This window comes from Variovorax sp. ISS6 (assembly GCF_056523145.1).
Genome location: NZ_JAWRZC010000001.1, coordinates 1253991 through 1273594 on the forward strand (window position 1 = coordinate 1253991; position 19604 = coordinate 1273594).

The window sequence follows — 19604 nt, forward strand, 5'->3', positions numbered from 1 at the left end:
TCAATGCTCCACGCCCAGGTACGCCCGGATCACGTCTTCGTTGTTGCGCACTTCGTCGGGCGTGCCGTCGCCGATCTTCTTGCCGTAGTCGAGCACCACCACGCGGTCGGAGATGTCCATCACCACGCCCATGTCGTGCTCGATCAGCACGATGGTGGTGCCGAACTCGTCGTTCACGTCGAGGATGAAGCGGCTCATGTCCTGCTTCTCCTCCACGTTCATGCCGGCCATCGGCTCGTCGAGCAGCAGCACCTGCGGCTCCATCGCGAGCGCGCGCCCCAGGTCCACGCGCTTCTGCAGGCCGTAGGGCAGGCGGCCCACCGGCGTCTTGCGGTGCGCCTGGATCTCGAGGAAGTCGATGATGTGCTCGACGAACTCGCGCTGCTTGAGCTCCTCGCGCTCGGCCGGGCCCCAGCGCAGCGCCTGCGCGAGCAGGCCGCTCTTCATCTTGAGGTTGCGCCCCGTCATGATGTTGTCGAGCACGCTCATGCCCTTGAACAGCGCGAGGTTCTGGAAGGTGCGCGCCACGCCCATCTCGGCCACCTGGCGCGAGTTCATGTGCTTGAAGGTCTGGCCGCGGAAGGTGATCGAGCCCTGCTGGGGCCAGTACACGCCGTTGATGCAGTTGAGCATCGAGCTCTTGCCCGCGCCGTTGGGCCCGATGATGGCCCGTACCTCGTGCTCGCGCACGTTGAAGCTGATGTCCGTCAGCGCCTTCACGCCGCCGAAGCTCAGGGAGATGTTCTGCACGTCCAGGATGACGTCGCCGGTTTTTCTTGCCATGTCAGGCCGCCTTTGCCATGCCGGGGAAGCGCTTCGCCTCGACGATCTTCAGGGTCGCGCTCACCGCGCCGGTGCGGCCGTCCTCGAACTTCACCTGGGTCTCGATGAACTGCTCGGTCTTGCCGCCATAGAGCGCCTCGACCAGCACCGCGTATTTCTCGGCGATGAAGCCGCGGCGCACCTTGCGCGTGCGGGTCAGCTCGTCGTCGTCGGGGTCGAGCTCCTTGTGCAGCACCAGGAAGCGCGCGATCTGCGTCTCGCCCATGCCGGCTTCCGCCGCCAGGTCGGCATTGACCTTGCCCAGGCACTCGGCGATCAGCGCCAGCACCTCGGGCTTGCCGGCCAGGTCGACGTAGCCGCCATAGGCCAGGCCGCGGCGCTCGGCCCAGTTGCCCACGGCCTCGAAGTCGATGTTGACGAAGGCGCTGACCTCGTCGCGCGCATGGCCGAAGCACACGGCTTCCTTGATCTGCGGGAAGAACTTGAGCTTGTTCTCGATGTAGTTGGGCGCGAACATCGCGCCGCCCGCGAGCCGCCCCACGTCCTTGGCGCGGTCGATGATGCGCAGGTGGCCCTCGCTGTCGAGCACGCCGGCGTCGCCGGTGTGGAAGTAGCCGTTGGCATCGAGCACCTCCGCGGTGGCGTCGGGGCGCTTGTAGTACTCCTTGAGCACCGAAACGCCGCGCACCAGCACCTCGCCGTCGTCGGCGATCTTGAGCTCGATGCCCGGCGCGGCCGTGCCCACGGTCTGCAGCTTGACCTTGCCGTCCTGCTGCAGGCAGACATAGGCGCAGGTCTCGGTCTGGCCGTAGAACTGCTTGAGGTTGACGCCGATCGAGCGGTAGAAGCGGAACAGGTCGGGCCCGATCGCCGCGCCCGCGGTGTAGGCCACGCGGATGCGGCTCATGCCCAGCACGTTGCGCAGCGGCCCGTAGACCAGCAGGTTGCCCAGGCCGTACAGCAGCCGGTCGCCGGCGCCCACGGGCTGGCCGTTGAGGATGTCGGCGCCCACGCGCTGCGCGAGCGCCATGAACTTCGCATAGAGCCAGCGCTTCGGAGCGGCCGCGTCCTCCATGCGGATCGACACCGCGGTGAGCAGGCCCTCGAAGGTGCGCGGCGGGCCGAAGTAGTAGCTCGGGCCGATCTCGCGCATGTCGTTCATCACCGTGGCGGCCGACTCGGGGCAGTTGAGCGTGAAGCCGCCCACCAGCCACTGCGCCACCGAGAACAGGTGGTCGCCGACCCAGGCCATCGGCAGGTAGCTCATGATGTTGTCGCCGGGGCCGAGCCTGTCGGTCTCCACGCCGCCGCGGCCCGCCGCGATGAAGCTCGCATGCGTCTGGCACACGCCCTTGGGGCGGCCGGTGGTGCCCGAGGTGTAGAGGATCACGCCCACGTCGGTGGCCTCGCCGCTGGCCACCGCGGCGTCGAACACGCCGGGGTGCGCCTGGTCGTAGGCGCGGCCGAGTTCGCGCAGCCGGTCGTAGCTGATCAGGCCGGGCTGGTCGTAGTGGCGCAGGCCCTTCGGGTCGTCGTAGACGATGTGGCGGATGCCCTGGCGGCCCTCGCCGCGTGCCACGCGCTCGGCCTGCAGGTCGCGGCACTCGAGCAGCTTGTCGACCTGCTCCTGGTCCTCGACCACCACGAAGTCGATGGCCGCGTCGTCGAGCATGAACACCATCTCGTTGGCCACCGCGTCCTGGTACAGCGGCACCGGCACGCCGCGCAGGCTCTGCGCCGCGACCACCGCCATGTAGAGGTGCGGCCGGTTGGCGCCGACGATCGCGAGGTTGTCGAAGGATTGGAAGCCCAGGCTCGCGAGGCCGCACGCGATCTCGCGCACTTCCTGCGCCACGGCGCGCCAGGTCCAGGTCTGCCAGATGCCGAGGTCCTTCTCCCGCACCGCGGGCGACTCGGGCTGCGCTTGCGCATGCGCAAGCAGCAGGCGGGGAAAGGTGAGGGCGTTTGTTTGCACGGTGCGCGGATCGTAGGGCCGCACTTTGACGCCGAGTTGTCGTTCCAACGACAATCCTAGGGACACTACTCCCCGGAGTTTCCCGATGCCGAACGGCAGCCCCTCGCTCAACCTCCCCCTCGCCGCGGGCAGTTCGATCAAGGACCGCGTGCGTCCGCCCAACGCGGCCGAGCTCGAGGGCATCCCCTGGCTGCTCACGCTCACCGCGCCCGAGCGCCGCCGCGCCGAGGCCGCGCTGGTGGTCGGCGAGGCCGAGGTCGGCGATCTCGTGTGCCGCGTGGGGCGTTCGCCCACCTACTGGTTCGGCGTGGTCGAGGGCCTGCTCAAGATGAGCAACGACAACGCCGACGGCGGCTCGGTCACCTACACCGGCGTGCCGCCCGGCGGCTGGTTTGGCGAGGGCACGGTGATGAAGCGCGAACCCTACCGCTACAACATCCAGGCGCTGCGGCGCAGCCTCGTCGCGGGCCTGCCGATCGAGAGCTTCCACTGGCTGCTCGACCATTCGATCGGCTTCAACCGTTTCGTGATGAACCAGCTCAACGAGCGCCTGGGCCAGTTCATCGCCGCGCTCGAGATCGATCGCCTCAACAACCCCGACGCGCGCGTGGCGCGCAACCTGGTCTCGCTGTTCAACCCGGTGCTTTATCCGGGCGTGGGCGAGGTGCTGCGCATCACGCAGCAGGAACTGGCCTACCTCGTGGGCCTGTCGCGCCAGCGCGTGAACGAGGCGCTCAACGGGCTGTCGGCGCAGGGCCTGATCCGCGTCGAGTACGGCGGCCTGCGCGTGCTCGACCTGCCCGGGCTGCGCGCGACGGCGATGACGAGCCGCAAGGCTTCCTCCACAGACACCGGCCACGGAAAGAAATCATGAGCCTGCAAGACCAACTCCAGATCGTTCCCGCCGATGCCGACGTGGCCGGCTTCGTGCCACCGCCGCCGCCCGCGCCCAAGGCCGAGGAGCCGGGCCCCACGCCCGAGCAGCTGGCCGAGCGCAATGCCGCGCTGAGCGAGCGGCTCGAGGCGATGGACGCGCTGCTCGCCAAGCCGCTCAAGGACATCCTCGCCGAGCACGAGAAGGCCGGCGAGTCCGCGCTCGCGTGGGATCGCTTCGGCGCGATGTGGATGCTGTCGCAGCGCGCGATGCGGCGCGTGGCGCTGGACCTGGGCGCGCAGCTCGGCGTGAGCGAACAGGAGATCGTGGCGCGCGCGCTCGCGCATGCGAACGCGGTGCTCAACGGCGCGGACGAGAACGACCTGGGCGGCACGATCGCGCCCGCGCAGATGGGGCACATCGCGCGGCACCGCAACTTCCTGCGCGGCCAGTTCCGCGGCGGCTGAGCGCGCGCGGAACCGCTAGCGCTCGAGCGCCATCTGCTTGAGCTTGTTGTAGAGCGTCGAGCGGCTGATGCCGAGCAGGCGGGCCGCGAGCAGCTTGTTGCCCCTGGTCTCCTGCAGCGCATTGAGCAAGGCCTTCTGCTCGGTCTCGTTCACGGCGGCGTGCAGGTCGTGGCGCGCCGGGGCCACCGTCGCGGTCGACGCAGCAACCGCGGCCGGCCGCGCGCCGTCGTTGAGCAGCATGTGCTCGGCGCGCAGCTCCGAGGCATCGCCAGACACCACGCAGGCGCGCTCGAGCACGTTGCGCAGCTCGCGCACGTTGCCGGGCCAGCCGAAGCGCGCGAGCCGCGCCAGCGCGTCGGGCGCGACGTCCTTCTCGCGCATGCCGAGCGTGGCGCAGAGCTCGGCCAGCAGCAGGTCGACCAGCTCGGGCAGGTCCTCGAGCCGCTCGCGCAGCGGCGGGATCTGGATCGGCACCACGCTCAGGCGGTAGTAGAGGTCGGCGCGGAACTGGCCGGTCTCGACCAGTTGCCGGAGGTCGCGGCTGGTGGCCGCGATCACGCGCAGGTCGAGCGGGATCACGGTGTTGCCGCCGATCGGCTCGATCTCGCGCTCCTGCAGCGCGCGCAGCAGCTTGACCTGGATGCGCATCGGCATGTCGCCGATCTCGTCGAGGAACAAGGTGCCTTTGTCGGCCAGCATCATCTTGCCGGTGCGGCCCTTGGGATGGGCGCCGGTGTAGGCGCCCGGCGCGGAGCCGAAGAACTCGGCCTCCATCAGTTCCTCGGGAATGGCCGCCACGTTGACGCCGATGAAGTTCTGCCGCGCGCGCCGCGAGGCCGCATGGATGCCCTGCGCGACCATCTCCTTGCCCGTGCCGGTCTCGCCGAGCAGCAGCACCGTCGAGTCGGTGGCCGCCACCTGCCGCGCGCTGCGCCGCACCTGCGCGGCTTGCGGGCTCGAGCCGACGAAGTGGCTGAACTCGTACTTCGTGCGGCGCAGCTGGTTGAGCTTCGAGCGCGTGCGCTCGAGCTCGCTCTGCAGCTGCTGGATGCGCGCGAGCATCGGCCGCAGCGGATCGATCTCGTCGAACAGCACGAAGCAGAAGCCGCCGATGACCTCCTGCTCGTCGTTCTTGATCGGAAAGCGCGACACCACGGCCCAGCGGTTGTTGACCTCGATCACGTCGAACGGGATCGAGCGGCCGGTCTCGACCACCTCGGGCATGCGGGTCGTGGGCACCACCGTCGAGATGTGCTGGCCGACCACCGGCCGGTCGGGCTCCAGGCCGATGAAGGCCAGGTAGCGCGCATTGGCCCAGATGACCTTGCTGTCGCGGTCGACCACGAAGGCGCCCTCGGCGAGCTGGCCGAAGAGCTCGAAGAAGGACTGCAGGGCCTGGCCCCGGATGCTCGCCAGGTCGAAGGCCTGGTCTCCCTTGATCTGCAGCATGGCTGACTCCCTTGGTTCGCGGTGCGAATGCCCACCGCGCGCGCAACGACTGTAGTGGCTCCGAATCGCTGTCCAGTTGTTGGACGTTGTGTGCAGTGGCTTGAACACTATTGGACATTGCTCGCACGGTATTCCGCGGGCGTGCCGCATGCGGGTTTGTACGAAGCGCCCGAGTGAAAAGCGCGTCCCTCGGCGAGGGGCGCAGTGTCCGGGCACGCTTTCTGCAAAAACCAGCGCAAGGCACCGAACGATCTCGGTGCCAAGCGATGCCGGGAGACAAGCTGCATGCATGGAAAGAATCGACGCGTGGCCGTGGTGGGCGCAGGGCTCATGGGCGTGGGCATCGCCACCTGCCTGGCGCTTGCCGGTGAAGACGTCGACGTGTTCGATCTCAGCGATGCGCGGCGCGGCGAACTGCCCGCGCTGGCCGAAAAGATCTTCGAGGAATTGATCGCCGCGGGCCGCATCGAGGAGGCCGGGCGCGACGCGGCGCTGGCGCGGATTCGCGTGGTCGCGACGCTCGCGGCGATGGCCGATGCCACGCTGGTCTTCGAGGCGGTCGTCGAGCGGCTCGAGGTCAAGCATGCGCTCTATGCGGAGCTCGAGGCGCTCCTGCCTTCCTATGCGCTGATCGCGAGCAACACCAGCGGCTTCATGCCCGACGTCCTGTGCGAGCGCATGCAGCATCCCGAGCGCTTCCTGGTCGCGCACTTCTGGAATCCCCCGCATGTCATCCCCTTCGTTGAACTCGTGCCGGCGACCGCGACGGCCCCCGATGCCAGCGCGGCCGTGCGCGAGCGGCTCGAGCATGCCGGCTTCGAGGCGGTGCTGCTGAGCCGGGCCGCGCCCGGCTTCATCGGCAACCGCATCCAGTTCGCGGTGCTGCGCGAGGCGCTGCACCTGGTGCAAAGCGGTGTCGCCGATGCGGCCACCGTCGACACCGTCGTCCGCTCCTGCATCGGACGCCGCTACGCATCGTTCGGCCCCTTCGAGACGGCCGACCTCGGCGGCCTGTGCACCTTCCTCGACATCGCGGGCCACCTGATGCCCGAACTCGAGAGCGACGCCTCGGGGCTGCAACTGTTGAAGGCCATGGTCGCGACCGGCCATTGGGGGGCGACGGTGGGCCAGGGCTTCTACGAGTGGACCGACGCGCACTGGCAGTCGGTGCGGGAGCGAAGGCTGCGCATGTTGACGGACATGCGCTCGCCGCACTGACCGCCGCCGGTCCGGCCCGCGCCGCCAGCGCGGCAACGCGAGGTGTTTCCCGCCGCGCCCGCGTGGCGACTTTTCGAATTCATCACAAAGAGAGACAAGCATGCACCGAAGCACATCGACCCCCTCGCGGCGCGCCGCTCCAGCCATGCCGTGGGTGCTGGCCCTCGCCGCCGCGGCCTTGCTGGGCGCCTGTGGCGGCGGAAGCAGCGGCGTGACCCTCGGCGCCATCGTTCCGGGCGCGCCCGGGCCGCAGACACCGGCGGCACCGCCGCCGTCCGTTGAGGCGACACCGCTGGGTTGCGAGCAGATGGCCAGGCTGTCCGTGCCCGCATCGGCGATCGCGCTCGCCACCGGCGGCGCCAAGGTGACGGCGGCCACGCTGGTGCCCGCGGGCGGCAAGGCGCCGAAGAACTACGGCGAGCACTGCAAGCTCAGCGCCGAGATCGCTCCGGTCGATCCGGCCGCGCCGCCGATCAAAATGACCCTGCTGCTGCCCACCGAATGGAACCGCAAGGCGATGATGTACGGCGGTGGCGGCTACGACGGCACCATTCCCGGCGTCGGTGGCAATTTTTCCGCCGGTCCGGTCGATGTTCCCGACCCGATCGGCCGCGGCTATGCGATCTTCGCGAGCGACTCGGGCCACGACGCGGCCACCGATCCGAAGAACCCGGGTGCCTTCGCGCTCAATGAAGAGGCCTTGCGCAACTTCTCGTTCGAGGCCTTGAAGAAGACGCGTGATGCGGCCGTCTTCCTGATCCGCCAGCGCTATGCGCGGGAGCCGGAACGCAGCTACTTCTTGGGCGGTTCGTCGGGCGGTCGCGAGGCGCTGGCGGTGGTGCAGAAATGGCCGACCGATTTCGACGGTGCCATCGCCTTCTATCCGGCCTTCAACGCGGCCGGTCTCGATCTGCAGTTCGGCCGCATCACGCGTGCGCTGGCCAGGCCGGGCGCCTATCCGAGCCTCGCGAAGCGCGCGGCGCTGTTCGATGCGTCGATGCAGGCCTGCGACGCCCTCGACGGCGCGAAGGACGGGGTGATCGGCAACCAGAGCGCCTGCAACCGGCGCTTCGATCCCGCGACGGCCCTGCTCGATGGACGGGCGCTGCGCTGCCCCGGCGGCGCCGATACCGCGGACGACTGCCTGTCGGACGCGCAGATCGCCGCCTTCAAGGTGATCGACACGCCGGCGATCTTCAACTATCCGCTGGGCAGCGGCGAGAACCAGTATCCGGGCTTCAACGTCTGGGGCGCAGAATTCGGCCGGCCCGGCACGGGCACCAAGGCCGACGAGACCCAGATGCTCCTCGCGTACCTGGGCCTCGGCTGGAGCGCCCCTGCCTTCCCGATGCCCGAAAGGGCGCCGTACCTCTCGGGATTCTGGGACCAGTGGGTGCGCTTCTTCGTCACGAAGGACCCGGGCTTCGATTCGCTGACGCTCGATCCCGAGAATCCCGGCCCGTGGCAGGCGCGGATCGCGGAGCTCACGCGGCTGCAGGACATCAACCAGGCCGACCTGTCCGCGTTCGCCGCGCATGGCGGCAAGCTGCTGATGGCGCACGGCACGGCCGACCCGTTGGTGACCCCGCGCGCGACCGACCAGTACTTCAACCGGGTGCGCGCCACCATGGGCGCCGAGCGCGTGAAGAGCTTCATGCGTTACTACCAGATCCCGGGCTACGGGCATGGAAGAAGCCTGGTCTTCAACGCCAGCTGGGATTCGCTGGCCGCGCTCGAGAACTGGGTGGAGCAAGGCATGGCACCGAGCGCGCAGACCGTGGCCGATACCCAAGGCGTTCCGGGCCGTACCCGACCGCTTTGCGACTACCCCGCATGGCCCAGGTACAACGGCCGCGGCGACCTCGACCTCGCGGCGAGCTTCTCGTGCGTCGACGAATGAGGGCCTCGCGCATGAAAGAACCCATCGCATCGAAAGAGGTCCATCGATGAGCGGCTGCATTCTCGAAACACGCCAGCTCACCAAGGAATTCAAGGGCTTCACCGCGGTCAGCAAGGTCGACCTGTCGGTGGTGCGCGGCTCGATCCACGCGCTGATCGGACCCAATGGCGCGGGCAAGACCACCTGCTTCAACCTGCTCACGAAGTTCCTCGAACCCACCAGCGGCACGATTCTCTTCAACGGCCAGGACATCACGGGCGAGCGCCCCGCGCAGATCGCGCGGCGCGGCATCATCCGCTCGTTCCAGATTTCGGCCGTGTTCCCGCACCTCACGCTGCTGGAGAACGTGCGCCTGGGGCTGCAGCGCCGCCTGGGCACCTCGTATCACTTCTGGAAGAGCGAGAAGTCGCTCGAGCCGCTCAACGCCAGGGCGCGCGAGCTGCTCGCCGAGGTGGGCCTCGAAGAACTCGCCGAAGAGCAGACGGTGAACCTGCCCTACGGCCGCAAGCGCGCGCTCGAGATCGCGACCACGCTCGCGATGGAGCCCGAGCTGATGCTGCTGGACGAACCCACGCAGGGCATGGGCCATGAGGACGTGCACCGCGTGGCCGAGCTGATCAAGCGCGTGTCGGCGGGCCGCACCATCCTGATGGTCGAGCACAACATGAGCGTGGTCTCGACCATCGCCGACACCATCACCGTGCTGCAGCGCGGTGCCGTGCTGGCCGAGGGGCCCTACGCGGAAGTCTCGAAGAACCCGCAGGTCATGGAGGCCTACATGGGCACCACCGACGGCCAACTGCAGGGAGCGCACTGATGACCGCCGCACTCGAGATCAAGGGCCTGCAAGCCTGGTACGGCGAATCGCATGTGCTGCATGGCGTCGACATGGTCGTGCAGCCGGGCGAGGTCGTCACCTTGCTGGGCCGCAATGGCGCGGGCCGCACGACCACGCTGCGCGCGATCATGGGCCTGACCGGCGCGCGCAAGGGCAGCATCGAGGTCAATGGCAAGGAGACGATCGCGATGCCCACGCACCGCATCGCGCACCTGGGCATCGGCTATTGCCCCGAGGAGCGTGGCATCTTCGCGAGCCTGTCGTGCGAAGAGAACCTGATGCTGCCGCCCGAGCTCAAGGGCGCGGGGCAGGGCATGTCGGTCGAGGAGATCTACGCGATGTTCCCGAACCTGGCGGAGCGCCGCCACAGCCAGGGCACGCGGCTGTCGGGCGGCGAGCAGCAGATGCTGGCGGTGGCGCGCATCCTGCGCACGGGCGCCAAGCTGCTGTTGCTCGACGAGATCTCCGAAGGCCTGGCGCCGGTGATCGTGCAGGCGCTCGCGCGAATGATCACGACCCTGCGTTCCAAGGGCTACACCATCGTGATGGTGGAGCAGAACTTCCGCTTCGCGGCGCCGCTGGCCGATCGCTTCTACGTGATGGAGCATGGCCGCATCGCCCTGAAGTTCGGCGCCGCCGAGCTCGAAGCCCGGATGCCCGTGCTCACCGAACTGCTCGGTGTTTAGCGATCCCCATTCATCCACCAAGGAGGCAATCCCATGAAACAACGCAACCCATTCATCGCCACCGCCATCGGCCTCGGCATCCTGGCGCTCGGCGCGGCCAGCGCGGCACAGGCGCAGGAGAAGGTCAAGATCGGCTTCATCACCGACATGTCCGGCCTCTACGCCGACCTCGAAGGCAAGAACGGCGCGACGGCGATCCAGATGGCGATCGATGACTTCGGCGGCAAGGTCAACGGCCAGCCGATCGAGCTGCTGACGGCCGACCACCAGAACAAGGCCGACATCGCCGCGTCGAAGGCGCGCGAATGGATCGACACGCAGGGCCTGAGCATGGTGTTCAGCGGCACCAACTCCGGCACGGCGCTCGCGACCGCGAAGGTGGCGACCGAGAAGAAGCGCGTGCACTTCAACAACGGCGCCGCGTCCTCCGCGCTCACCAACGAACAGTGCAGCCCCTACACCGTGCACTACGCCTACGACACGGTCGCGCTGGCCAAGGGCACGGGCGCGGCGGTGGTCGACCGTGGCGGCAAGAGCTGGTTCTTCCTGACCGCGGACTACGCCTTCGGCGCGGCGCTCGAGGCCGACACCACCACGGTGATCAAGGAGAAGGGCGGCACGGTGGTCGGCGGCGTCAAGCATCCGCTCAACGCCTCCGACTTCTCGTCCTTCCTGCTGCAGGCGCAGAACTCCAAGGCGCAGATCCTGGGCCTGGCCAATGCCGGCGGCGACACCATCAATTCGATCAAGGCCGCCAGGGAGTTCGGCATCAACAAGACGATGAAGACCGCGGGCCTGCTGGTGTTCCTCACCGACATCCACAGCCTGGGCCTGAAGAACACCGAGGGCCTGCTGCACACCACGAGCTGGTACTGGGACCTCAACGACGACACGCGCAAGTTCGCCAACCGCTTCTTCGAGAAGACCAGGCGCATGCCGACCGACGTGCAGGCCGCCGACTACTCGGCCACCACCACCTATCTGAAGGCGGTGGCCGCTGCGAAGACCACCGACGCCGACAAGGTGATGGCGCAGCTCAGGAGCATGAAGATCGACGACTTCTACGGCAAGGGCCAGATCCGCGCCGACGGCAGCTTCATCCACGACATGTACCTGGTGGAGGCGAAGTCGCCGGCCGAGTCGAAGAAGCCCTGGGACTACCTGAAGGTGCTCAAGACGCTGCCGGGCGACCAGGTCTTCACGACCAAGGCCGAGAGCAAGTGCGCGCTCTGGAAGTGATCGACCCCCGCGGGCCCGAGCGGGCCCGCGCTTGCTGAATCCCCTATGACCATTTCCCTTCCCGCCCTGTTGAGCCAGCTCCTCCTGGGGCTGGTCAACGGCTCCTTCTATGCCATCCTGAGCCTCGGGCTGGCCGTCATCTTCGGCCTGCTCAACGTCATCAACTTCGCGCACGGCGCGCTGTTCATGCTCGGCGCGGTGCTCACCTGGATGGCGATGGAATATTTCGGCATCAACTACTGGGTGATGCTGATCGCCGCGCCCATCGTCATCGGCCTGTTCGGGGTGGTGATCGAGCGGCTGCTGCTGCGCTGGATCTACAAGCTCGACCACCTCTACGGCCTCCTGCTCACCCTGGGCCTCACGCTGCTCATCGAGGGCGTGTTCCGCTCCATCTACGGCGTCTCGGGCCTGGCCTACGACGCGCCCGAGGCACTCTCGAGCGCCACCGACCTGGGCTTCATGGTGCTGCCCAACTACCGCGCCTGGGTGGTCGTGGCCTCGCTGGTCGTGTGCATCGCCACCTGGTTCGTGATCGAGAAGACCCGCATCGGCGCCTACCTGCGCGCGGGCACCGAGAACCCGCGGCTGGTCGAGGCCTTCGGCGTCAACGTGCCGCTGATGATCACGCTGACCTACGCCTTCGGCGCGGGCCTCGCCGCCTTCGCGGGCGTGCTGGCCGCGCCGGTGATCCAGGTCTCGCCGCTGATGGGCCAGAACCTGATCATCGTCGTGTTCGCCGTCGTCGTGATCGGCGGCATGGGCTCGATCATGGGCGCCATCCTCACCGGGCTGGGGCTGGGCGTGATCGAGGGCTTCACCAAGGTCTTCTATCCCGAGGCCTCGTCCACCGTCGTGTTCGTGATCATGGTCATCGTGCTGCTGGTGCGTCCTGCCGGCCTGTTCGGCAAAGAGAAGTGAGAGCGGGCGCATGAACATGAAAAAGATCTCCACCGTCGTCTACGGCCTGCTGCTCGTCGCGCTGGTGCTGGCGCCGTTCTTCGGCGCCTATCCGGTGTTCGTGATGAAGCTGCTGTGCTTCGCGCTGTTCGCCTCGGCCTTCAATCTGCTGCTGGGCTTCACCGGGCTGCTGTCCTTCGGCCATGCGGCCTTCCTCGGCGGCTCGGCCTACGTGGCCGGCCATGCGATCAAGGTCTGGGGCCTCACGCCCGAGCTGGGCCTGATCGCGGGCACGCTGGTGGGCGCGCTGCTGGGCTGGCTGTTCGGCGTGCTGGCCATCCGCCGCCAGGGCATCTACTTCGCGATGATCACGCTGGCCTTGGCGCAGATGATGTTCTTCGTCGCGCTGCAGGCCAGGTTCACGGGCGGCGAGGACGGGCTGCAGGGCGTGCCGCGCGGCAAGCTGTTCGGCCTCATCGACCTGAGCAACGACCTCACGATGTACTACGTCGCGCTGGCGATCGTGGCGGCCGCCTTCCTGCTGATCGTGCGCACCATTCACTCGCCGTTCGGGCAGGTGTTGAAGGGCATCAAGGAGAACGAGCCGCGCGCGCTGTCGCTGGGCTACGACGTGGCGCGCTTCAAGCTGCTGGCCTTCGTGATCTCGGCGGCGCTGTCGGGGCTGGCGGGTTCGCTCAAGACGCTGGTGCTGGGTTTCGCGACCCTGTCGGACGTGCACTGGACCGCTTCGGGCCAGGTGATCCTGATGACGCTGGTGGGCGGGTTGGGCACGCTGTCGGGCCCGCTGGTGGGCTCGGCCGTGGTGGTGCTGCTGGAGAACAAGATCGGCGAGCTGGGCAACCTGCTCGCGCGCATCACCACCATCGACTGGTTCAACACGCTGGGCGAGTCGGTGACCATGGTCACGGGCCTGATCTTCGTGATCTGCGTGCTCGCCTTCCGCAAGGGAGTCATGGGCGAACTGAACAGCCTGATCGAGCGCCTTGCCGAGGGCCGCAAGCGCGGCAGGTAGCCGCGGTCCCTCTCCCTTCTTTCACGACCAGCGAGGTGTCGATGTAGAGCGCGAATCCAACCCGGAAAGTCAGCAACTCAAGGAGGCGACATGAAAAGAAAGTTCGAAACGTTGTTCGTGGGCCAGGCCCTGTTCAAGACGGTATGGCGCACGGCCTGGGCGACGGTGGTCGTCGGGGCCATGGCAGCCTGTGGTGGTGGAGGCGGCAACGACAATGCGAATGCCGCGGCGATCGCGGCGGTCGTCGCCGCCAACGCGGCCGGGTCCTCGGGCCCGCCTCCACCCGCGGTCGTGCCCGCGCCGCCGGTCGAGCCGTCGGTGCCAACGGAAGTGGCTCCTCCCGAAAAGAAGACCAAATGGGCCACGACCTGGCAGGTCGCGCTGTACCGCAACATCCCGCAGAACGAAAACTCCGACACCGTCCGGATGCGCATCCGGACGAGCGTGGGCGGCGAGGGCGTCCGGATCCGGCTGTCCAATGTCTTCGGCACCGCCACCATGCGCGTCGACCATGCCAGCGTGGCGCTGCCCGATGACGGCGACGCCTCGGACCCGACGGCCATCGACCTCGGTACGCGCAAGGTCCTGACCTTCAACGGCAAGACGCTGGCCGAGGTTCCCGCGGGGACGGAGCTGCTGAGCGATCCCGTGTCGATGAACGTGCCGAAGCTTTCCGACCTGCTGATCACCCTGCATTTCCAGGGGAGCACCCAGTATGCGGACATGCACATGGAAAGTGCCGTCCCGCTTCCCAGGTACTTCGTGGTGAGGAAGCGCGATGTCTCGGGCGAAGCATCGATCAAGGCGGCGGCGCCGAACTATCAGACCTACAACGGGGCCTTCAGCCTCAGCGAGGTCAAGGTGCTCGCGCCCGAAGAGACCCGTGTCGTCATTGCGATGAGCGAATCGATCACGGCCGGATTCGGCGCGAAGGGCATTCAGGAGCCATGGCCCGCCGTCTTGTCGAAGCTGGCGAATTCCAATGGCGAGCCGCTCGGCGTGGGCAATGCGGGCATCAGCGGCAACTCCATGATCGGCTCGGGCAGCGGACCCTCCTTGCGCAGCCGGTTCGAGCGCGACGTGCTGTCCCGCGATCCGACGGACATCGTCATCCTGGCCGGCGACAACGACCTCAATCAGGGCTATACGCCGGACCAGATCATCGAGCACTACAAGTACTTCGTCGAAACGGCGCGCGCCAGGAAGATCAAGGTCTATGGCGGCGTCAACACGCCGATCGGGAACATTCCCGGCATCGGGGAAGCGGGCAGGACCTATTTCGTCGACGACCCCGCCAACTACGGCAAGTGGCTCAAGATCAACGAATGGATCAAGACGCCCGGAAACTTCGATGGCGTCATCGATTTCCCCGCGGTGGTGAGCAATCCCGCGAGCATGCCGCTCGCGCTCTCGAGCGATTGCTACATGCCGGGCAGTCCCATCCACCTGAACACGCGCGGTCTCGACGTGATGGGGACCCTGGCCTACGACGTCCTGTACGGAAAGAAGGAGAAGCCGGCCGCGCCTTGCAACGGGCTCGAATTCCCGCCATCCAACTGAACGGACCGGGCATGGAGGAGGGCGGCGGCGTCTCCTCGGCGCGATGACTATCATCGCCCCATGCCCACCTCCCACCTCTACCTCATCACCGGCGCATCGCGCGGCCTCGGCCGCGCCATGGCCGAACAGCTGCTGCAGCCCGGCCACGTCCTGCTGTGCATCTCGCGCCGCCAGAGCCCCGAGCTCGCCGAACAGGCGAAGGCGGCCGGCGTCGAACTCGTGCAATGGGAACAGGACCTGTCCGATCCCGTCGCCTCGGCCGCGCGCCTGCGCGAATGGCTGGCGGCGCAGGACGCCCAGCGCTTCGACGCCGTCACGCTGATCAACAACGCGGGCACGGTCGGCAATCCGGCGCCGCTCGCGGCCGCGGTCGATGCCGAGCTCTCGCAGGCGCTGCGCATCGGGCTCGAAGCGCCACTGCTGCTGACGGCGGCCTTCCTCGGCGGTACGCGCGGCTGGCGCGGCGCGCGCAAGGTGCTCAACATCTCCTCGGGCCTGGGCCGCAACGCGATGGGCAGCCAGGCACCGTACTGCGCGGCCAAGGCCGGCATGGACCACTACTCGCGCGCGGTCGCGCTCGAGGAGGCGAACCTGCCGAACGGCGCGCGCATCGTGTCGCTGGCGCCCGGCGTGATCGACACCGACATGCAGGTGCAACTGCGTGGCGCCTCGGCCGAGAACTTCCCCGACCGCACGCGCTTCGAGAAGCTCAAGAGCGAGGGCCTGCTCGACAGCCCCGAGAGCGCGGCCGCGAAGGTGCTCAAGTACCTCGCGCGCGCGGACTTGGGCGCCAAGCCGGTGGCCGACGTGCGCGATCCGGACTGAGCACCCGCGCCATGGCCACCGCCCAGGGCATCGACACCGGCGAGTACAAGCTCTTTCCCTCGCCGCGCAACCGGCACCGCGTCGTCTTCACGCACCAGGTCTTCGTGCCGTACCCGTACGCGCTGATCGTGATGGACGAATTCGGTTTCCAGGGCCGCTACAGCCTGTTCGCGGCCTGCCGCGCGAGCGACGGCAAGATGGGCCAGCTCGCGGCCTTCGAGCTCGAGTCGGACGTGGCGGTGTTCAACCGCAAGTTCGTGCCGGACTGAGACGGGCCGCGGATGACGAGAACGTAACCGGGCGGATAAGTCCGCGTCGGTTTGCTTTCCTAGTGTGTGGGCGTGGAGAGATCGACGCCCCGGATGGCACGCCCACGCACCTCGCCGTATCTCCACCCCCGCGCCTGACATCCAGCCGCGGGGAACAACCACAGGAGATATGCATGTCGAACAGAAAAATCCTCGCGCTCGCGGCCGCTTCCGTCCTGGCTGGCCTCGTGCCGGCCGTGGCCCTTGCCCAGCAGAGCGTGCAGCACGTCGATGCGCCTTCGCACTTCGCGGCCAACGAAGCGGGCATCAAGACCCATGCGGAACTGGCCGGCTCGGGCAAGTCGACGGACCAGGTCGGCCAGGAGCTGGCGACGGCGCGAAGCGATCCGAAATGGAAGAACTTCCTGGCCTACGGCACGCCGGTTCCGGCGACCAATGCCCAGCCGAAGACGCGCGCCGAAGTGACGGCCGAACTCGAGCGTGCGCAGCGGCACCCCGGATGGGACCGGGCTTCGCGCTCGGGCGCGCCGCTGGTGCTGCCCGCCGCGCCGGTGCCCGTGTCGGCGCGCTGAGGTCCGGCGTCGCGCTTACTCGATGGTCGCGCCCGAGGCCTGCACGATGCCCTTCCACTTCTCGTAGTCGGTCTTGAGCAGCGTGCCGAACTGCTCGGGCGTCATGCTCTGCGGTTCGGCGCCCTGCGCGATGATCGCGGCCTGCATCTCGGGCGTGGCCAGCAGCTTGTTGACCTCGGCGTTCAGGGTGGCGATCACGTCCTTGGGCGTCTTGGCCGGCACGAACAGGCCGTACCAGGTGCTCACGTCGAAGCCCTTGTAGCCGAGCTCGGCCACGGTGGGCGTGTCGGGCAGCGAGCTGCTGCGCTTGGCCGAGGTCACGGCCAGCGGGCGCAGCTTGCCGGCCTTGATCTGGGCCATGGCCGAAGGCACCGACGACACCATCAGGTCGACGTTGCCCGCGAGCACGTCCATCATGGCCGCGTTGGAACCCTTGTAGGGCACGTGGCGCATCTTGATCTTGGCCGCGCCGTTGAAGATCTCGCCGGCCAGGTGGATGGTGGTGCCGTTGCCGGGCGAGCCGTAGGTGACGGTGTCGGGCGCGGCGCGCGCGGCCTTCACCACGTCGTCGAGCGTCCTGTACTTGGAGTTGGCCTGCGTGACGATCACCACGGGCGTGAAGGCCACGTGGGCCACCGCGGTCAGGTCCTTGGTCGGCTCGTAGCTGAGGTTCTTGTAGAGCCAGGGCGCGACGACCATGTTGTCCTTCTGGCCCATCACGATGTCGTAGCCCGTGGGCGCGGCGCGCGCGGCCTCGGCGATGCCGATCGTGCCGCCGGCGCCCGCGCGGTTGTCGGGCACCACGGTCCAGTGGTTGGTCTCGGTGAGCTTCTGGGCCACCAGGCGCGCCAGGATGTCGGTGCCGCCGCCGGGCGGGAAGGGCACGATCATGCGCACGGGCTTGGCGGGCCAGGCCTGGGCCTGGGCGGTGGAGGCGGCGCCGAAGGCCAGCGGAAGCGCCAGCGCGAGGGCTAGCGGACGAAGGAGTCTGCGGATCATGGGTGTTGTCTCTGCTCTAGGGGTTGGGGCCTGGCGCCGGCCACCGGGGCGGGTCTCGCCGCGCCGGGGATGCAGTGTGCCGGAAGCGCTCGGCGCGGGTTTTCGCGCTTCGCGATGGCCCTCGTCTCGGTGCGCGCTGGCCCGGGGACGGCGATTCTCTCCGATGAGCCCGCGCGGCGCCGCGGCAACGGCTTTGTGACGAGCCTTGACGCGGCTTGACAGGGCGCCCGGGGCGATCGAATACTTCACCGAACGGTTGAGTATTCATTGCTGCCCACAACAGGAGGCTCCATGCTCGGAAACATCGATGCCGTGGCCAATCTCGCGGTGAAGGACCTGGCGGCGGCGCGCCGCTTCTACGAGGACACGCTGGGCCTGGCCCAGGTCGACGCCGAGGGCGACGAGGTCATCGTCTACCGCAGCGGCAACACGCGCCTCAACGTGTACCGCTCGTCGTTCGCCGGCACCAACCAGGCGACGGCCGTCACCTGGCGGGTGGGGGCGGACATCGAGCGCCTCGTCGCCGCCCTCCGGGCCAAGGGCGTGCGCTTCGAGCACTACGACATGCCCGGCACGCGGCACGAGGGCGACCTCCATGTCATGGGCGACATGAAGGTCGCGTGGTTCAAGGACCCCGACGGGAACATCCTGAACCTGATCAACGGCTGATCGATCAGCCGAAGTTCTTCTCGGCGAAGCCCCAGTTGACCAGCTTGGCCAGGAAGGTCTCGACGAACTTCGGACGCAGGTTGCGGTAGTCGATGTAGTAGGCGTGTTCCCAGACGTCGACCGTCAGCAGCGCCGTGTCGGCGGTCGTCAGCGGCGTGCCGGCGGCGCCGGTGTTCACGATGTCCACGCTGCCGTCGGCCTTCTTCACCAGCCAGGTCCAGCCCGAGCCGAAGTTGCCCACGGCCGACTTCGCGAAGGCTTCCTTGAAGGCGTCGTAGCTGCCCCACTTGGCATCGATGGCCTTGGCCAGCGCGCCACTGGGAGCGCCGCCGCCTTGCGGCTTCATGCAGTTCCAGAAGAAGGTGTGGTTCCAGATCTGGGCCGAGTTGTTGTAGATGCCGCCGCTGGACTTCTTGACGATCTCCTCGAGCGTCATCGACTCGAACTCGGTGCCCTTCTGCAGGTTGTTGAGGTTCACCACGTAGGCGTTGTGGTGCTTGCCGTAGTGGTACTCGAGGGTCTCCTTCGAGTACTCGGGTGCCAGTGCGTCGAGGGCGTAGGGCAGGGGAGGCAGGGTGTGTTCCATCGTGGGGTCCTTCTGGTTGGTAAAAAAGAAAAAGATGCGGGTCGGGCGCTCAGCCGGCGCCCTTGCCCGCCTTGGGTACGACGCGGTACGCGCAGCGCCGCGCGCCCGCGAGCACGTGCTCGACGCGGCTCACGGCCACGTCGGGCCCGAGCACTTCGTCGAAGAGCTGCAGCTCGCTGCGGCAGAAGCCCGTGCAGGCGCGCGCCGCGGTACAGATCGGGCAGTGGTTCTCGATGAAGAGGAAGCCCTCGCCCTCGTCGTCGGGGCGGTACTCGGCCATGTAGCCCTCGCGGCTGCGCACCTCGGCCAGCCGCTCCAGCCGCGCGCCGATGCCGCGCGCGCCGCGCAGGGCCTCGCGGTAGCTGGCGCGCATGGCTTCCTCGCGCGCGCCGATCAGCTGGTCCATGCCCTTCTCGCCGAACACCTGGATCACGGCGCTGATCATCTGCACCGTCATCTCGGCATGGGTGTCGGGAAAGCGCGCGTGGCCCGAGGCCGTGAGCCGCCAGAATCTGCGTCGGCCGGCCGCGCCCGGCGCTGCGGCTCTCGGCGTCGACCAGGCCCTCGGCCTGCAGCTTGGCCATCTGCTGGCGCACCGCCTCCACCGTGACCTGCAGCACCTTGGCGATGTCGGGGATGCCGAGCGCGCCGCGGGTCTTGAGCGTCGAGAGGATGCGGTCGGCCGGCTGGTGCGGGGTCCAGGCGGGCTTGGCGTCGGCGGTGTCGTTGGCGGACATGGCGCGGTCTTCGTGGGGAGCGGAA

The 19604-nt window shown here is 68.1% G+C and carries 19 protein-coding genes and 1 pseudogene; 14 read left to right on the forward strand and 6 right to left on the reverse strand.

Going from position 1 to position 19604, the window contains the following annotated elements:
- Complete coding sequence (locus AC1HIL_RS05760) at window positions 1–783, reverse strand: ABC transporter ATP-binding protein (protein WP_057597139.1); 783 nt, start codon at window positions 781–783, stop codon at window positions 1–3.
- Between the two features lies 1 nt (window position 784).
- Window positions 785–2758 carry an AMP-dependent synthetase/ligase gene (locus AC1HIL_RS05765; protein ID WP_261215420.1) on the reverse strand — a complete coding sequence of 658 codons (1974 nt, stop codon included), beginning with the start codon at window positions 2756–2758 and terminating at the stop codon, window positions 785–787.
- 85 nt (window positions 2759–2843) lie between these two features.
- On the opposite strand from AC1HIL_RS05765, the gene AC1HIL_RS05770 reads away from it, so the two are divergent.
- Both AC1HIL_RS05770 and AC1HIL_RS05775 read left to right on the forward strand, forming a co-directional pair.
- Complete coding sequence (locus tag AC1HIL_RS05770; RefSeq protein ID WP_057597138.1) at window positions 2844–3632, forward strand: Crp/Fnr family transcriptional regulator; 789 nt, start codon at window positions 2844–2846, stop codon at window positions 3630–3632.
- A complete protein-coding gene (locus AC1HIL_RS05775; protein ID WP_057597137.1) occupies window positions 3629–4099 on the forward strand; it encodes a hypothetical protein in 471 nt (156 codons plus the stop codon). The genes AC1HIL_RS05770 and AC1HIL_RS05775 overlap by 4 nt, the downstream gene beginning before the upstream one ends.
- Before the next feature lie 15 nt (window positions 4100–4114).
- Here AC1HIL_RS05775 and AC1HIL_RS05780 read toward each other — a convergent pair whose 3' ends face one another.
- Window positions 4115–5548 (reverse strand): sigma-54 interaction domain-containing protein, encoded by a 1434-nt coding sequence (locus tag AC1HIL_RS05780; RefSeq protein WP_479671349.1) that lies wholly within the window; start codon window positions 5546–5548, stop codon window positions 4115–4117.
- A gap of 285 nt (window positions 5549–5833) precedes the next feature.
- Between AC1HIL_RS05780 and AC1HIL_RS05785 the strand changes: the two genes are divergently transcribed.
- The 11 genes from AC1HIL_RS05785 (at window position 5834) to AC1HIL_RS05835 (ending at window position 16588) form a co-directional block, all read left to right on the forward strand.
- Window positions 5834–6766, forward strand: coding sequence for a 3-hydroxyacyl-CoA dehydrogenase family protein (locus AC1HIL_RS05785; protein WP_479671350.1), 933 nt, complete (start codon window positions 5834–5836; stop codon window positions 6764–6766).
- 100 nt (window positions 6767–6866) lie between these two features.
- The gene (locus AC1HIL_RS05790; protein ID WP_479671351.1) at window positions 6867–8666 is read left to right on the forward strand and encodes a tannase/feruloyl esterase family alpha/beta hydrolase; all 1800 of its coding nucleotides are present in this window, start codon (window positions 6867–6869) and stop codon (window positions 8664–8666) included.
- 46 nt (window positions 8667–8712) lie between these two features.
- Window positions 8713–9483, forward strand: coding sequence for an ABC transporter ATP-binding protein (locus AC1HIL_RS05795; protein ID WP_057598721.1), 771 nt, complete (start codon window positions 8713–8715; stop codon window positions 9481–9483).
- Window positions 9483–10190, forward strand: coding sequence for an ABC transporter ATP-binding protein (locus AC1HIL_RS05800; RefSeq protein ID WP_479671352.1), 708 nt, complete (start codon window positions 9483–9485; stop codon window positions 10188–10190). The genes AC1HIL_RS05795 and AC1HIL_RS05800 overlap by 1 nt, the downstream gene beginning before the upstream one ends.
- A gap of 33 nt (window positions 10191–10223) precedes the next feature.
- On the forward strand, window positions 10224–11429 hold the full coding sequence (locus AC1HIL_RS05805; RefSeq protein WP_479671353.1) for an ABC transporter substrate-binding protein: 1206 nt from the start codon (window positions 10224–10226) through the stop codon (window positions 11427–11429).
- 45 nt (window positions 11430–11474) lie between these two features.
- On the forward strand, window positions 11475–12350 hold the full coding sequence (locus tag AC1HIL_RS05810; RefSeq protein WP_057597932.1) for a branched-chain amino acid ABC transporter permease: 876 nt from the start codon (window positions 11475–11477) through the stop codon (window positions 12348–12350).
- Window positions 12351–12360: 10 nt separating this feature from the next.
- Window positions 12361–13362, forward strand: coding sequence for a branched-chain amino acid ABC transporter permease (locus AC1HIL_RS05815; RefSeq protein ID WP_479671354.1), 1002 nt, complete (start codon window positions 12361–12363; stop codon window positions 13360–13362).
- A gap of 90 nt (window positions 13363–13452) precedes the next feature.
- Window positions 13453–14922 carry a GDSL-type esterase/lipase family protein gene (locus tag AC1HIL_RS05820; RefSeq protein WP_479671355.1) on the forward strand — a complete coding sequence of 490 codons (1470 nt, stop codon included), beginning with the start codon at window positions 13453–13455 and terminating at the stop codon, window positions 14920–14922.
- Window positions 14923–14982: 60 nt separating this feature from the next.
- Window positions 14983–15747 (forward strand): SDR family NAD(P)-dependent oxidoreductase, encoded by a 765-nt coding sequence (locus AC1HIL_RS05825; protein WP_479671356.1) that lies wholly within the window; start codon window positions 14983–14985, stop codon window positions 15745–15747.
- Between the two features lie 11 nt (window positions 15748–15758).
- Window positions 15759–16016, forward strand: a complete 258-nt coding sequence (locus AC1HIL_RS05830; RefSeq protein WP_057597808.1) for a hypothetical protein — start codon at window positions 15759–15761, stop codon at window positions 16014–16016.
- Between the two features lie 173 nt (window positions 16017–16189).
- Window positions 16190–16588: a hypothetical protein gene (locus AC1HIL_RS05835; protein ID WP_479671357.1), complete on the forward strand. Its 399-nt coding sequence runs from the start codon at window positions 16190–16192 to the stop codon at window positions 16586–16588.
- A 15-nt stretch (window positions 16589–16603) separates the two neighbouring features.
- Here the strand turns inward: AC1HIL_RS05835 and AC1HIL_RS05840 are convergent, their stop codons facing one another.
- Entirely contained in the window at window positions 16604–17587 is a 984-nt protein-coding gene (locus tag AC1HIL_RS05840; RefSeq protein ID WP_422099671.1) for a Bug family tripartite tricarboxylate transporter substrate binding protein, read from the reverse strand.
- Window positions 17588–17878: 291 nt separating this feature from the next.
- Between AC1HIL_RS05840 and AC1HIL_RS05845 the strand changes: the two genes are divergently transcribed.
- On the forward strand, window positions 17879–18256 hold the full coding sequence (locus tag AC1HIL_RS05845) for a VOC family protein (protein ID WP_479671358.1): 378 nt from the start codon (window positions 17879–17881) through the stop codon (window positions 18254–18256).
- A gap of 4 nt (window positions 18257–18260) precedes the next feature.
- On the opposite strand, the gene AC1HIL_RS05850 is transcribed toward AC1HIL_RS05845, so the two are convergent.
- Complete coding sequence (locus tag AC1HIL_RS05850) at window positions 18261–18842, reverse strand: superoxide dismutase (RefSeq protein ID WP_479671359.1); 582 nt, start codon at window positions 18840–18842, stop codon at window positions 18261–18263.
- A 49-nt stretch (window positions 18843–18891) separates the two neighbouring features.
- Window positions 18892–19579, reverse strand: a pseudogene (locus AC1HIL_RS05855) (helix-turn-helix transcriptional regulator).
- Between the last annotated feature and the right edge of the window lie 25 nt (window positions 19580–19604).